The 13,791-nt window shown below is 68.4% G+C and carries 14 protein-coding genes, 1 pseudogene and 1 riboswitch; of the genes and pseudogenes, 6 read left to right on the forward strand and 9 right to left on the reverse strand.

Annotated elements, in window-relative coordinates; translation table 11 throughout:
- Positions 1 to 287: 287 nt before the first annotated feature.
- The 3 genes from ABZ671_RS25030 to ABZ671_RS25040 form a co-directional block, all read right to left on the reverse strand.
- Positions 288 to 713 carry a toll/interleukin-1 receptor domain-containing protein gene (locus ABZ671_RS25030; protein ID WP_357862409.1) on the reverse strand — a complete coding sequence of 142 codons (426 nt, stop codon included), beginning with the start codon at positions 711 to 713 and terminating at the stop codon, positions 288 to 290.
- Between the two features lie 448 nt (positions 714 to 1,161).
- The gene (locus tag ABZ671_RS25035; RefSeq protein ID WP_357862411.1) at positions 1,162 to 1,608 is read right to left on the reverse strand and encodes a DUF4231 domain-containing protein; all 447 of its coding nucleotides are present in this window, start codon (positions 1,606 to 1,608) and stop codon (positions 1,162 to 1,164) included.
- A 261-nt stretch (positions 1,609 to 1,869) separates the two neighbouring features.
- Positions 1,870 to 2,340, reverse strand: coding sequence for a hypothetical protein (locus tag ABZ671_RS25040; RefSeq protein ID WP_357862413.1), 471 nt, complete (start codon positions 2,338 to 2,340; stop codon positions 1,870 to 1,872).
- 600 nt (positions 2,341 to 2,940) lie between these two features.
- Here ABZ671_RS25040 and ABZ671_RS25045 point away from each other — a divergent pair.
- From ABZ671_RS25045 to ABZ671_RS25055, 3 genes are all read left to right on the forward strand, one after another.
- Positions 2,941 to 3,120, forward strand: coding sequence for a hypothetical protein (locus tag ABZ671_RS25045; protein WP_357862415.1), 180 nt, complete (start codon positions 2,941 to 2,943; stop codon positions 3,118 to 3,120).
- A gap of 762 nt (positions 3,121 to 3,882) precedes the next feature.
- A complete protein-coding gene (locus tag ABZ671_RS25050) occupies positions 3,883 to 4,203 on the forward strand; it encodes a MerR family transcriptional regulator (RefSeq protein ID WP_357862418.1) in 321 nt (106 codons plus the stop codon).
- 316 nt (positions 4,204 to 4,519) lie between these two features.
- Positions 4,520 to 4,723: a cold-shock protein gene (locus ABZ671_RS25055; RefSeq protein ID WP_265009673.1), complete on the forward strand. Its 204-nt coding sequence runs from the start codon at positions 4,520 to 4,522 to the stop codon at positions 4,721 to 4,723.
- On the opposite strand, the gene ABZ671_RS25060 is transcribed toward ABZ671_RS25055, so the two are convergent.
- Complete coding sequence (locus ABZ671_RS25060) at positions 4,684 to 4,974, reverse strand: hypothetical protein (RefSeq protein WP_357862470.1); 291 nt, start codon at positions 4,972 to 4,974, stop codon at positions 4,684 to 4,686. The genes ABZ671_RS25055 and ABZ671_RS25060 overlap by 40 nt on opposite strands.
- Before the next feature lie 7 nt (positions 4,975 to 4,981).
- On the opposite strand from ABZ671_RS25060, the pseudogene ABZ671_RS25065 reads away from it, so the two are divergent.
- Positions 4,982 to 5,534, forward strand: a pseudogene (locus ABZ671_RS25065) (GMC oxidoreductase).
- Between the two features lie 584 nt (positions 5,535 to 6,118).
- Here the strand turns inward: ABZ671_RS25065 and ABZ671_RS25070 are convergent.
- Positions 6,119 to 6,700, reverse strand: coding sequence for a MarR family winged helix-turn-helix transcriptional regulator (locus ABZ671_RS25070; RefSeq protein ID WP_357862420.1), 582 nt, complete (start codon positions 6,698 to 6,700; stop codon positions 6,119 to 6,121).
- A 97-nt stretch (positions 6,701 to 6,797) separates the two neighbouring features.
- On the opposite strand from ABZ671_RS25070, the gene ABZ671_RS25075 reads away from it, so the two are divergent.
- Together ABZ671_RS25075 and ABZ671_RS25080 are read left to right on the forward strand one after the other, a co-directional pair.
- Complete coding sequence (locus ABZ671_RS25075; RefSeq protein ID WP_357862422.1) at positions 6,798 to 9,068, forward strand: LLM class flavin-dependent oxidoreductase; 2,271 nt, start codon at positions 6,798 to 6,800, stop codon at positions 9,066 to 9,068.
- 302 nt (positions 9,069 to 9,370) lie between these two features.
- Positions 9,371 to 9,496 carry a hypothetical protein gene (locus ABZ671_RS25080; protein ID WP_357862424.1) on the forward strand — a complete coding sequence of 42 codons (126 nt, stop codon included), beginning with the start codon at positions 9,371 to 9,373 and terminating at the stop codon, positions 9,494 to 9,496.
- Positions 9,497 to 10,273: 777 nt separating this feature from the next.
- Here the strand turns inward: ABZ671_RS25080 and ABZ671_RS25085 are convergent.
- The 4 genes from ABZ671_RS25085 to cbiE all read right to left on the reverse strand — a co-directional run bounded on the left by ABZ671_RS25085 (position 10,274) and on the right by cbiE (position 13,563).
- Positions 10,274 to 10,564, reverse strand: a complete 291-nt coding sequence (locus ABZ671_RS25085; RefSeq protein ID WP_357862426.1) for a hypothetical protein — start codon at positions 10,562 to 10,564, stop codon at positions 10,274 to 10,276.
- Positions 10,565 to 10,784: 220 nt separating this feature from the next.
- Positions 10,785 to 11,573, reverse strand: coding sequence for a precorrin-6A synthase (deacetylating) (gene cobF / locus ABZ671_RS25090; protein WP_357862428.1), 789 nt, complete (start codon positions 11,571 to 11,573; stop codon positions 10,785 to 10,787).
- 5 nt (positions 11,574 to 11,578) lie between these two features.
- Positions 11,579 to 12,349 carry a precorrin-4 C(11)-methyltransferase gene (gene cobM, locus ABZ671_RS25095; protein WP_357862430.1) on the reverse strand — a complete coding sequence of 257 codons (771 nt, stop codon included), beginning with the start codon at positions 12,347 to 12,349 and terminating at the stop codon, positions 11,579 to 11,581.
- Positions 12,346 to 13,563, reverse strand: a complete 1,218-nt coding sequence (gene cbiE / locus ABZ671_RS25100) for a precorrin-6y C5,15-methyltransferase (decarboxylating) subunit CbiE (protein ID WP_357862468.1) — start codon at positions 13,561 to 13,563, stop codon at positions 12,346 to 12,348. The genes cobM and cbiE overlap by 4 nt, the downstream gene beginning before the upstream one ends.
- Before the next feature lie 89 nt (positions 13,564 to 13,652).
- Positions 13,653 to 13,755, forward strand: a riboswitch (cobalamin riboswitch).
- Positions 13,756 to 13,791 lie beyond the last annotated feature (36 nt).

Consider the following 13,791-nt stretch of genomic DNA (forward strand, 5'->3'; position numbering starts at 1 on the left):
CACGCCTGTCGAATCGATCACGCCGCACAGCCGGAGCAGAGCACTGGAACGGCAGCGCGCGCGAATTGCGGCAGATCCGGATACTGCAAATAGCTCACATCGACTGGCCGTTGATCTGCAGCCAACCGGGTAGCTCTCTTATAGGAACCCACCGCACAGTCCGGCCCTACGCGCCGCATTCGGGCCGATTGCAGGCTTAAGGATTGACCCAGACCGGGATGGAAACGTAGGCGCAGAGGCGCTGATCGAGCGGTGCGGAATACGCCGTAATCCGCACCCCCTCGACGTCACGAACCGGCTGGACGAACTACCGCAGCGATTTCCTCCGCGATTTGAGCAATAGAGTAATCGGAGGTTCGCAACGCCAACACGTTGGCCAAACTGGGACTATTGGCGGTCACCTCGTTGACTGAGATCTTGTGCCAGATGGGAAGGCATACCTGCCTCCGCCGCTCGTGCATCGACATATGCACCAAACCATCCAGTTCGTATTGCGTCCATTGCTTACGGAAGAACGCCTCAGAGAGAACGACGATTCCGAACTTGCTGTTGGCGATGCCGCGGTCGATGGCCTGCCGAAGGCTGTCTCCGATCCTGAGCACGAACTCGTCGTACCAAACCGAAAGTCCATGTTCCTGCAAGGCGACTGCTAGGTCCCGAACCACCGTTTCTTTGTCCTCCCAGGCGTGGGAGATAAACACGTCGTACGTCACTGCCGTAGTACCTAATTGACCGGCTGTTGGCCGAATTTCCGCCGAGTTCTCCACGATCTGCTGGATCTGCGGGCGGAGAGTCTGAATGCTGGGAACCTGCCGCCCCGCGGTGGAACGAGTACCTCCGCTCGACCCGTACCTGCCGCCGCTGGAGGAAGCGTACGAGCTACCGCCTCCGCCGGATGAATAGCCGCGAGATCTGAAGCGTCCGCCGCATGCGGGGCACTCCGCACGGGCGCTGGCAGTCCGATGGCCCCGCACCGGGGCCGTGCATGAACTCATTAACACATGGTATCGACGCGAACCTCAGCGCCGGCTCAGTGACACGTAGCCGCCGCATCGCCGTCCGATACTGCTCAGTAACCGAGCTGTCAGCGCACTCAGCCGGCCATGTCTCTCTAGAACAAACAGCCGAACGGACACGACCTCACAGCCAGTCTCCCGTCGGCTACTCCGCCTGGTTCTGCCTCGGCACGGTCCGACCCACTGCGACCTGCGTCCACTGGCCCATCTCGACCTGCTCGATCCGGGTGATCGCCTTAACCAATTCCTCGTCGCGGGTGGCCGGATCGTCGTACGGGGCCGCCAACACGTGGAACAGCCGGCGCTGCTCCTCCACCTCCTCACGTGCGCGGCTGAAGCGGAGGTAGTTCTCCGACCAGTGGTAGATGGCACGGACACCGGCGATGACCACGAGCACGCTGCCGAGGACCGCGGTAATCGCCGGCAGACCGGGCGCGATCACAGCGACGACCGGGATGGACGCCGAGATCACCACGGCGCCGACGTCGGCGATCCGGTGCGCCCGCCGCGACCGTTTCGAGGCGATCACATACCACCGGTAGGAGGCATCGGCGATGTCGACGGCATACGAATCCTGCTCTGGGACAGCCACCGACGCATTGTCACATCAGGACAACGGGCGATCAGCCTCCGAGCGCCAGCCGGACGGCTGCGAGCCGGTCGTTGATGGCGTCCGCGCTTGCCGAACACTTCAGCGAAGGTGGCCCGGCCGGCCCGCTGCGCGCGGTCGGCGACCGAAGCCGGACGTGGGCGGGCACGTGTCGCCGCCGTCGGCGTGTCCAGCATCATGGTTGTCACCGACGTATCCACCGGCCGCATGAACGGCAGTCGGACCTGAGCAGATGCGGCGATGCTACGGAGTGTTCTCTCGTCGCAATGGTTCCACGCAGGCGGCTGGCACCGTCGCGATCACGTAATCCTCGGACAGGTCCGGCTGCACGGCGACCATCGCGGTCCTATCGACGTAGCGGACGACGAACGTGGTCTCGCGGAGCCACGTCTCGTCGTAGTCGGCAAGACTCTCTGGCACCTCACCCACGAGTCGCACTTCGTCACCTGGCTTAACCGCGGCATCTGGCGGAGCCTCATCGCGTTGGATGACCGTGATCGCGTGTATGAGAGTCTTCAGCGGTTTGGTGTCCGCGCCATAGTGAACCAGATGACCTGCTTGGCCGAAGATGACATCGGCCTGGGCTCTGCTCAAGTCGGCGAGCGCCTCGGCCGCACCTGCCGCCAGGGCCGGGCTCCCCGACGTGTCGACTTGCGCCGCCAACGCTAGGAGCAGGCGATCGATGACAAGTTCCGTAGTCTCCTCGTCCGCCACCCGGCGAGCATATGACCCGGCGGACGGCACCGATCTCGGCCAGCGCGTGCAGGGCCAACTCCGGTGTCATGCAGACAGCGAGTCCGTCGGCATCCGCTCATCGGCAAATCAGTATGTGGGCGGACGCCGAGCGGCTTCACCAGCAGTGACGAAGGGGTTCGTTGCCGCTGCTGTGGAGAGCCGCGAGCAGCCACCTCGGGAAGAGATCTCCTGGGTAGATCGCCATGACGGGCTGTAGCGGTACCAGGTGCCACCGGCGGCGGCGTGGTGTCGTTGGATGGTGTGGTAGTGGAAGCCCAGAGCCTGAGCGACGACCGGTGCCGGAGCCTGAAATACGAGCTGGCGGAGCGCTGCGAGGCGGCCCGGGACGGTCGGGACGCCGAGGTCGCGGATGAGCGGCGGATGTAGTTTCCAGCGAAAAAACAACGACAGGCCGCCCGGGGAACCAACACCTGCTGATCTTGCGCCAGTCAGGCCCCGCCCGGAGGCGACGGCGGAGGCGGTTCGTGTCGTGGCCCGCGGGAGCCGGGTCCGGCCAGGAGAGGTCTCGCGGCTTACGGTGCACCGGGTCCTCAAGCGCGCCGCTGCGGCCACCTCGGCATGAGCGCCGCACTGCCGGCGCCGGTGCGCGAGATGCTGCTGGTCGACGACGATCCAGGCGACCGGGCGTTGATAGCCGAGGCGTGGAGCACTCATCAGCCACCGGCCCGGCTGCACACCGCCGTCGACGGTGCGGACGCTCTGGCGTTCCTGCACCGGCGGCCCTGGCCCGCCAGCTGACCAGCGCCTTACTGATCGACCAGCACGGCGTCACCGCCACCGTCACCGTCGAGCTACCGACCGCCGCCTGACCTCCTCGCGGCCGGGCGTACATCGCCGCCGCTGCCGCCGGCCGGCCAGCAGCCGACGCGCCCGGAAAGCCTCGGGCAGCCGCCGAGAAAATCTGGTCTGCCGAGACTAGACATTCTTGGTGGGCGTGGGTAGTGTTGTCTCCGTTGACGACAGAGATCGGTTAAAAACGCCGACGAAACAGGCCGAGCGTCAAGCAGGGCCCGGAACTCCTCGTGGCCCGCTCGGTAACCGCGGTGGAACGACATCACCGCACGCAGCAAGGCAAGTGCAGGTCAAGACCTTGACGTAACTCCAGGTCAGGGCAACCGCAGGCAGGGCCGATGCAAAGTTCGGGGCTCCGCCTGATGCAGGAGAGATCCGCCGCACGTGTGCGGGGCCGTGAAGTTGCGTGGGGCTCCGACACCGGCGGGCAGCACCACAGGTAATGGAAACAGAGGAAAGGGAGGGCTGGACACCGTTGGATCGCCCGCCGTCAGAACGTAGTTCCAGTTCTGTGGTGGACACCGCAGTCCCATCGAATGTGAGGTGGTCTCCGGTCACGCTTATGCGATCCTCGCACCCCCTGTCGCCGATAGCGGCACGGTGCGGAAACGAGAACCCGACGAACCTGTCGGTAGATGGTGTGTTCAACCCGTAACCCTGGGCCCCGGCGCATGCTGCGCCGGGGCCCTCGTTCATGAAGAGGAATGTATGGCCCAACCCGACGACATGCTCAACGACGACGACTACCCCGCCTACACCATGGGCCGCGCCGCCGAGATCGTGGGCGCCTCGCAGGACTTCCTGCGCCGCCTCGACGAGGCGAAACTGATCATCCCGTTCCGCTCCGCCGGCGGACACCGCCGCTACTCCCGCTACCAGCTGCGCCTGGCCGCACGAGCCCGGGAGATGGTCGACCACGGCACCGCCCTCGAAGCCGCCTGCCGGATCATCATCCTCGAAGACCAGCTCGAAGAAGCCCTTCAGCACAACCGGGACCACCAGTGCCGCCAGCAGGCCGGCACTGCCTGACTCCACGCCGCACGGTCCTTCTCCACCACGAGAGGGACCGTCTGTCGTACCCGAAGAACCTGCGGATGCCGGGTACCGCTCCGCTGCTAGGACAGGGACGCACACAGGGGACACCGGGACCGCTACCGGTCGCCTGTGCTACAGTCTTTCCTGTTGCAGTTTTGATTTCCGTAGACGTTTCCGGCGCCTGATGGGGTTATCTGAAACCCAGCCAGGCGCTTTTTTCGTTTGTCGTGTCGGTTCCGGCGCGGGTGATCAACGCGGCGGCGTAAGGGACCGCACACCGCGGTCTCCAACAGCCTGCGAAGGAGCAGACATGGCTACCGGTACCGTGAAATGGTTCAATGGCGACAAGGGCTTCGGCTTCATCGCCCAGGACGGCGGCGGCGCCGACGTCTTCGCCCACTTCTCCGCGATCTCGTCGAGCGGCTTCCGCAGCCTCGATGAGAACCAGCGGGTGGAGTTCGACATCACCCAGGGTCAGAAGGGTCTGCAGGCGGAGAACATCCGCTCGCTCTGATCCCCATTCTGCGAACGGCGGCCCGACTGGTTCAGCGGGCCGCCGTTCGGCATTTCCGCCTCCGCCTGCTCCACGCTCGGCCGCCCCACCGACTCCCCGGGCACCCCGCCCTGCAGCAGACCCGCGTCACGAGCCCGACGCCACTCACTCATCAACGACGAGTACAACCCCTCCTCGCGCAGGAACGCCCCGCCCTCACCCGCGGCCACGGCCTGCTCGTTGCGTCGCCCCATCAAGACGTTGAAGAGCATCAAGGGCATGTCGATCAAGCGGGCGCTGCAGCAGGCCCTGCACCGCAACGACATCACCTTCACCCTGGTGATCGAGAACGAAGAGGCGCGCGGGACCCTGCGGGTGGTGTCCGCGGACCCGCACGTGCAGCCGGAACTGGAGTTCAACTACCTGTCCACGGAGCGGGACCGGGCCAGGATGCGGGAGCTCATCCGGACCGCGGACGCCATCCTGCGCACGCAGGCGTTCAAGCCGTACTTCAAGAGGCTCACCGAATCGACGAGAAGATCCTCACCGACGACCGACTGCTGGACGCCTGGCCGCGCACGCACCTCATTACTTCCCTGCACACCGCCGGCACGGCGAAGATGGGTCGACCGGACAACCCGATGGCGGTCGTTGACCAACACGGCTGGGTGCACGCGTCAGCGGGCTCCGAGTGGCCGACGTCTCCATCCTGCCGGACACCCCGTCGCGCGGCCCGGCCGCCACGGCCATCATGATCGGCGAGAAGGTCGCCGACATGATCAAGGTCGAGGAGCCGGCCAGCGCCGGAGAAGGTTCCCTCGCCCTGACCTGAACCACCCGCGTGCTGCGAACAGCAGTGCGGGCCGCCTTTCGGGCGGCCCGCACTGCTGTTCATGGTTGCCGCTCGAGCTGTGAGGCCGCACCAACCTCTTCGGCGTTGCGGAAAAGGTCACTGAGCAGGAAGCCCTGGTCAATGAAGTGCGGCTGAGATTGGTCTTCCAAATACCAGGACGGGCTCGGGACTGACAGTACGCGAGAACCTGGCCGCCGGCCCGGCCTGCCGAACACCGCCGGGCGCGACGATCGCCGAGCGCGCGGTGAGGTGCGGGTGCGCGGCGGCCTCCGTGAACGACAGCACGGGGGTCACGCACATCGGCCGCGTCGAACACCTCGGTCCACTCGTCCCGGGTCCTCGTCGCAGGCCAGCGCGTCGGTGAGCTGGGCGCGTTCGTCCGAGGTGAGGCGGTCAGGGTCGGTCATGATCCATCGGGTGATACGGCGGGGTTTCGGGATCGCCGGCCGTACCGGTGGCGGCGTCGCCGGCGTGGCTGCCCGCAGCGGGTGCAGCCAGCGGCGCACCGGTCTGCATGCTGGAAGCCGGCGACGTTGTAACGATCACTTGGCTGAGCAGCTGGATCAATCAGATTGCAGCGATGCGCCACCGGTTGCCTGGTAACCGCACGTAGGAGTCGCGGTCGCGGTGCCTCGTTCTCCCTGCGCTGGTCCGACCGACCTCGCGACAGCGGCGCAGCGGTCGTCATCGGGTGCGGCCGCGGAAGCAGCGCGTTCGAGCAGCGCGAGGAGGATACGTCGGTCCTCGGGCGCGAGACCGGAGAGCAGCTTGTTCTCGGCCTGCGCGACGCGTGCGTCGAGATCGGCGAGGACGCGCCGACCGTACTTGGTCGGCACGATGCGGCGTGCGCGGCGGTCGGTGGTGTCCTGCTGGCGTTCGACGAGGCCACACTCGACGAACTTGTCAAGCAGGTAGGTCATGACGGTGCGGTCGATGCCGAGCCGGGCAGCCAGGGCGGCCTGCGTGGGTGGTGCCTCGTGCACGACGGCGGCGAGCACTTGGTAGCCGCGCGCCCCGTGCGGCAGGTCGCTGGAGGCCGCTTGGACGCGCGTGCTCCACTCCCGCAGCAGGGCGGTCAGGGACCAGCCGAGCATGGAGTGCTGCGCGGACGGCGCGTGGCGGTCGGGCGAGGTGGGGCAGGTCACGCTCTGCACCCTACCCGGGAATGCGATGCGTCTACTATTAGTTGCTGATTATATCATCTGTTTCGCAGATTAGTTTGAGGCTCGGAGAGGGCTCGGCATGACGGACTACGGCCACGAACTGGCCTTCGGCACGTTCCTCACCCCGCAAAACAGGGACCCTCAGGAGCCGGTACGGCTCGCGCAGATCTCCGAGGCTGCCGGCCTGGACCTGGTGACGTTCCAGGACCACCCGTACCAGCCGGGGTTCCTGGACACCTGGACGCTGCTGTCCTGGGTGGCCGCGTCGACTCAGCGGATCACGGTCTCGGGCAACGTGCTGAATCTACCGCTGCGCCCGCCGGCGGTGCTGGCCCGTGCGGCCGCGTCGCTCGACCTGCTCTCCGGTGGCCGGTTCGCGCTAGGCATCGGTGCCGGCGGGTTCTGGGACGCGATCGAGTCCATGGGCGGCACCCGCCTGACGCCGGGCGAGTCCGTTACTGCCCTCGAGGAGGGCATCGAGATCATCCGCGGCGTCTGGGATCCACGCGAGCGCCGTGTGCTGCGCGTCGACGGCGAGCATCACCGCGTCGCCGGCGCCAAGCGCGGCCCGGCCCCGGCCCACGACATCCCGATCTGGGTCGGCGCCTACAAGCCGCGGATGCAACGTCTGGTGGCACGCAAGGCCGACGGCTGGCTGCCCTCGCTGGCCTACCTCAACGACGGCGACCTGCGACGCGGCAACAAGATCATCGACGAGGCGGCTGAGGAGGCTGGGCGTAACCCGGCGCAGGTGCGCCGTCTGCTGAACATCGGCGGCGCGGTCACCGAGGCCCATCAGGGGTTCCTGCAAGGTCCGGTCGAGCAGTGGGTGGAGCAACTGTCGAATCTGGCGCTCCAGGACGGCATCAGCACATTCATCCTGGGCTCGGACGACCCGCGGCTCATCCAGGTCTTCGGCGAGGAGATCGCCCCCGCCGTGCTCGAGGCGGTGGCTCGCGAGCGGGCCACCGCCGGCACCGTCCCCGCTGCCGCCCGCCGCGGGACGGCCGCGATCGCACGGCGGCGCGGCGGGATCGACTACGACAACGTGCCGGCGAGCCTCGCGGCCGACGCCGTTGAGCCCGCAGACCGCGCCTACGAGTCGGTGCGGCACAACTACCTGCGCACCGGCTCCCCTGGCCTGGTGCTGCGTCCGCGGACCGTCGAGCAGGTCGTCGAGGGCCTCGCGTACGCGCGATCCCAGGACGTGGCGCTCGGTGTGCGCTCGGGCGGTCACGGCATCAGCGGCCGTTCCACGAACAACGGCGGCATCGTGCTCGACGTCGGCGCACTCGACGCCATCGAGGTCGTCGACCCGGCCACGCGCCGGGTGCGGCTGGGCCCAGGTGCGACCTGGGGCAAGGTCGCCCAGGCGCTGGTGCCGCACGGATGGGCGATCAGCTCGGGCGACTTCGGCGGCGTGGGCGTGGGCGGCCTGGCGACCACGGGTGGGATCGGCCTGCTCGGCCGCACGTACGGTCTGACGATCGACCACGTCGTCGCTGCGCAGGTCGTGACCGCCGACGGGAAGGTGCTGCACGCCTCACCCGAGGAGAACCCCGACCTGTTCTGGGGCCTGCGCGGCGCCGGAGGAAACCTCGGTGTGGTGACGTGGGTCGAGGTCGAGGCGATGGCGCTGCGTGAGGTCGTCTTCTCCCAGATGACCCTGGACGCCCGTGCCCCGGCCCAGCTCCTGCAGCGGTGGGGTGCCGCCGTGGAGAAGGCCCCGCGTGAGCTCACCAGCTTCCTCATCCTCTCCCCCGCTCGCCGCGGCCAGGACCCGGTCGCCCATCTCGTGTCGGTGTATGCCGGCGACGACACGAACGCCGCGGTGAGCGAGCTGGAGCGGCTCGCCGAGGCCGGCCCACTGCTGGGGCACCAGGGATACCTGCTGCCCTACTCGGGCGTGGTGCAGCCGGCCGACAAACACCACTTCGGCGGCGGGAACCCGGCAGTGCGCTCGGGCCTGGTCACACACCTCGACGATGACGTGAGCCGCGCGTTCGAGATGATCGCGCACTCGGGGCTGTCCTATTTCATGCAGGTACGCGCGACCGGTGGCGCCGCGCACGACCTGGCTCCTGACGCAACCGCCTACCCGCACCGGCACCAGAACTTCCTGCTCACCGCCATGGGTGCATCGCAGTCCTCGCTCGATGCCGCCTGGGACGCCGAGGTCGCGCCGCACACCGACGGCCTCTACCTGTCCTTCGACACCGACAGCCGGCCCGGACGGCTGCTCGACGCGTTCGGCGAGACCAACCTCGCCCGGCTGCGGCAGATCAAACGTACCTACGACCCGGACAACGTGTTCAGCGCGAACTTCCCAATTCCACCAGCAGAGGTGTGACTCAGCGCGGCCGCGGACTGCACGGTAGGCACCGACATCAGCACGAGCATCCGCTCCTGGCCACTACGCACCGGAACCGCTCGCGAACCGCGTAGAAGTCCCTGCTCAGAGCCGGCGACAAGGGTCATGGAACCCCGCCCTTCGAGACGTGGGCAAGACCGAGGAGACCCGGCCGGGCAATTCGGAATGATCGGCAGGGGCTGCTGCGGTTCATTCAACCTTCGCCGGATTGGTGTGATAGGTGGAACACAAATCTCTGGTAAGTGCTTCGACGCAACCCAGATTGTTGAAAATGCAACTAAATGACGACACCCCTGCACCTTTCACCGAGCGTCGCCAGGATTAATTACGCGGCCCGCAAACTCCTCACGCTGGTCTTCTACGGGCTACGCGACGGGCACATCCGTTGCCTGGCCCGACCAGCGTGACCACCAGCCCGGCGCAGCCAGGACGCGAGGTCGCTGGGGGTATGACCCCCACCAACGGTGGCGCGGTCGAGTGAACTTGATTGACCCCGCCTGGCTGCAGCCGCACCACTGCATGCCGCCACAGCGTGCACGGCGAAGGGATGACCGGCAACCGGACCACCGGTCCCGCGACATCGTCCATTACGGGCACTGAAGCAAGCGGCCCCACAACCGAACCACCGCGTTCCCGGCGCCACGATGATGCGCCGCCCGGGACCGGCGTCAAGACCGAGCCCTACGGGTCGACCTCCGGTCGAGCCTTGACACCGACCCCTCGACGACGCGTGCCCACACCCGCCCAGGAAACCAGCAGAAAACGAATAAAAACACCCGACGTTCGATACTTGACCGGCCCCGCTCCTTCAGGGAAGACCCCCAGTTTTACAACGATCCTGTCACGCCATGCCAGAACGGCCCGATACATCCGCACATCCGGACAGAACGGCATCACGCATCACGTCCCAATGCCGTCCCATGTCGACCGCTCCTCCCCTGGCAGGCCATCGCCGTTACCGAGTTCGTTACGGCGAACGGTCAAGGACCCGCCCTGCCGCCCCATCCAGACTGAGCCCTTTCGTCGTGATCATGCTGGTCACGACGGGCGCGAGTACGCCGGAGATCGATGAGGGCAGGGGTCCAGGTAGGACAGCAGTCGACCGAGATCCGATGCCTCGACCGGGAGCCTCGTGCCGCAGATTCGGCGGGTGTCGGCGTACCAAGTCGGGGTGACCTGGAGCGTCACTTTCGACGACGACTTCTGACGACCGGCCGAGCCGCACTCGGGCCGTCCAGCGCCGAGGTGAGACGCTCGCAGACGCAGTCGGCCGAATCTGCCTCGGCGAGAATCGCCTCGATCCGTGCCAGGCGGGCCCGCGCCAGGCGCACCTCGTGCTGAAGCCGGGTCGCCCGGGCGGCGGTCGCGCCTACCTGCCGGCGGGAGGCGTCCAGGCGTTCGAAGTCCTCCGGCCGTACCGCCACCCACTCGCTGCCGTCCACGACCACCGCGACCCTGTCGATCTTCTGGCCCACCTCGTCACCTCCGTGTCGTGCGACTCGAACCCCGCCGCCGCGACGTACCGCTGGCGCCACCACGTTGCAAAGGCCTCCGGCACCCAATCGGGCTCAACCTCATGGCAGGTCAGCGCGGCCGACACGGACGGCAGCGCGGTGGAGCAGAGCATCACCCGCACCTACCGGCTGAGTTGGCGACAGGAATGGATATCAAGGCCATGACCGGCAACAACGCGGGTCATGGCCTTGACGCAGCGCGGGCGGAAATTGGCCGGTCGCGGCGGCGCAGCAGGTACGTGTCCATGATCCAGCCCTTGCGTTCCCGGGCCTCCCGACGGGTGCGGACGATGCATTCCGCCACGTCCGGCAGGTACCCGGCGATGAGGATCTCGTCCGCGGTGCCGAGGTAGGCGCCCCAGAAAATGTCCAGATCCTCGTCCACGTACTGGGTGAAGGCGCAGTGTGCGTCGAGCATCACCACGATGTCGTCGACGTCGTGCGGCAGCTGCGCGGCCAGGCGGCGGCCGGTGGTGACCAGGAATGGACGGCCGACCCGGTTGAGGCCGATCCGGTGTCGCGCGGCGAGGGTGGCCACGCTGCTGATGCCGGGGATCACCGTGTAGGTGAAGGTGATGCGTTGGCGGGCCAGGATGTCCTCGACGACGGCCAGGGTGCTGTCGTAAAGGGCTGGATCTCCCCAGACCAGGAAGGCGCCGCAACCGTCGTCCGGCAGGTGCTCGGCGATGGCTGCTTCCAGCAGGTCGGCTCGCTCGCGCCGCCAGTCGTCGACTGCTCTGACGTAACCGTCGGCGCTGCGGTCCCGGTCGGGGTCCCGTACCTCGACGGCCCGGTGGTCGGGGCGAGCGAAGCCGGCCATCAGCTCCTGCCGCAGCGCGATCAGGTCGTGCTTTTCGGCGCCCTTGTCGAGCAGGAAGAACACGTCGGCCCGCCGCATCGCCTCCGTGGCGGCCAGGGTGAGCTGACCGGGGTCGCCCGCGCCGATGCCGATGATGAGGATCGTCCGCACCCGCGTCACCCTGCCCGAACGGCCGGGCGCTTCGCGTCGCGGTCTCGTCCCGGGGAGTAGAGGTAGCTGTCGGGGAATGAGTCGGCGGCCAGGACGGCGCCGACCATGATGACTGCGGTGCGGCGGATGCCGTGTGCCTCGACCTGGTCCGCGATGTCGGCCAGGGTGCCCCGCAGGATGATCTCGTCGGGCCGGCTGGCGTTGGCGACCACAGCGGCCGGGCAATCCGCGCCGTAGTGCGGGACCAACTGGTCGGCGAGTTGGCGAGTGCGGGCGACGGCCAGGTGCAGTACCAGGGTGGCGCGGCTGCGGCCCAGCTCGGCGAGGTCCTCTCCGGGTGGCATCGGCGTCGAGCGCGCCTGGGTGCGGGTGAGGATCACGGTCTGCCCCACCGTCGGCACGGTCAGCTCCCGGCCCAGCGCGGCAGCGGCCGCGGCGTACGACGGGACTCCGGGGACGATCTCGTACGGGACGTCGGCGGCGTCCAGGCGGCGTGCCTGCTCGGCGACGGCGCTGAACACGGCGGGGTCGCCGGAGCACAGCCGCGCCACGTCGTGCCCGTCGCGGTGGGCGTCGGTCATTGCCGCGACGATCTCGTCGAGGGTCAGCTCGGCGGTGTCGACCAGCCGCGCTTCGGGTGGGCAGGTGGCGAGCAGGTCGGCGGGGACGAGGCTGCCGGCGTACAGGCAGACCCGGGCTCGGGCGAGAATGCGCTGGCCGCGCACCGTGATCAGGTCAGCTGCGCCCGGCCCTGCGCCAATGAAATAAACGGTCATGACTTCCTCACCGCCCACTGCACGACCGGTCGGGCGGGTGCCCAGCCGGTGAAACTGCCCAGCGGCGCGGCGCGTTCGATCGACAGGCGGGTGAGGTCCCCGCCGCGCCGGGTCGCCTGGTCTGCGAGTTCTCGTTCGCCTTCGAGCGTGACCGCATGGGCGACGAGTCGTCCGCCGGGGCGGAGCGCGTCCCAGGCCGCGTCGAACACTCCCGGTGCGGTGAGCCCTCCGCCGACGAACACCGCGTCGGGCGCGGGTAGGCCGGCGAGGGCTTCCGGCGCTCGGCCACGTACGACGCGCAGCTGCGGCACGCCGAGGGTGCGGGCGTTTCCGGCAATGCGGTCAGCACGGTCGTCGCGGCTCTCCACCGCGACCGCCGAGGTTGTCGGGTCGCTGCGCAGCCACTCGATGGCGATGCTGCCAGAGCCGGCGCCGACGTCCCAGAGCAGCTCACCGGCGGTGGGGGCGAGGCGGGACAGGGCGAGCGCCCGCGCCTCCCGTTTGGTGAGGGCACCGTCGTGGTCGAAGGCGTCGTCGGGCAGCCCTGGCATCGTGGCCAGCACGCGGGTACCGGCCGCGGCGGCGAGCCGGACGGCGACGATGTTGAGGGCATCGCCGGGCTCGGTGGCCCACTCCTGTGCACGGCCGTCGACCCGGTGTTCTCGATCCGTACCGAGCGCGGCCAGGACGGTCATCTCGCTGGCACCGTAGCCGGTGTCGGCGAGGATGCGAGCCATCGCGGCGGGCGTGGCCGCGTCCTGGCTGAGTACCAGCAGGAGCCGGCCCGGGACGAGGTCGCGGCGGATGCTGTCAAGGTGGCGGCCCACCGCGCTCCGCACAGTGACCTGCTCCACCGGCCAGCCCATCCGCGCGCAGGCGAGCGTGATCGACGACGGGTGGGTGACCACCTGTACCTGCTCGGGACCGAGCAGCCGCACCAGGTGGCTGCCGATGCCGAACCACATCGGGTCGCCGCTGGCCAGCACGCAGACCCGCCGCCCGGCATGTGCGGCGAGCAGATTGGGCAGGGCGGGCAGCAGCGGCGCCGGCCAGGGCACCCGCTGCGCCGGTACGGTTGCCGGCAGCAGGTCGAGGTGCCGTTGCCCACCCAGGATCACCTGCGCGTGCTGGAGCGCGCCGCGTCCGCGCTCGCCGAGGCCCGCCCAGCCGTCCGCGCCGATGCCGACGACGGTGACCGGCTCGTCGAACGTCATGGACTTCACGCGGCGCAACGGTAGTGCAGGAGGCCACGGCTCTGCCGCTCCGGGGGGCGGGTGTGACATCATCGGCGGCGACGGCGCGGTGAGGAACACCGGTGAGGCGGCCCGAGCAGGGTCGGTGAGTCCGGGGCGGTCCCGCCACTGTGACCGGTGCGGCCCTGTGCCGTATTCGGGAGCCAGACACTCGCTGAGCCGTACCGCGCCGCCATTCGGCGGCGTGGT

This window comes from Micromonospora sp. NPDC006766 (assembly GCF_040636055.1).
Classification (GTDB): Bacteria; Actinomycetota; Actinomycetes; order Mycobacteriales; family Micromonosporaceae; genus Micromonospora.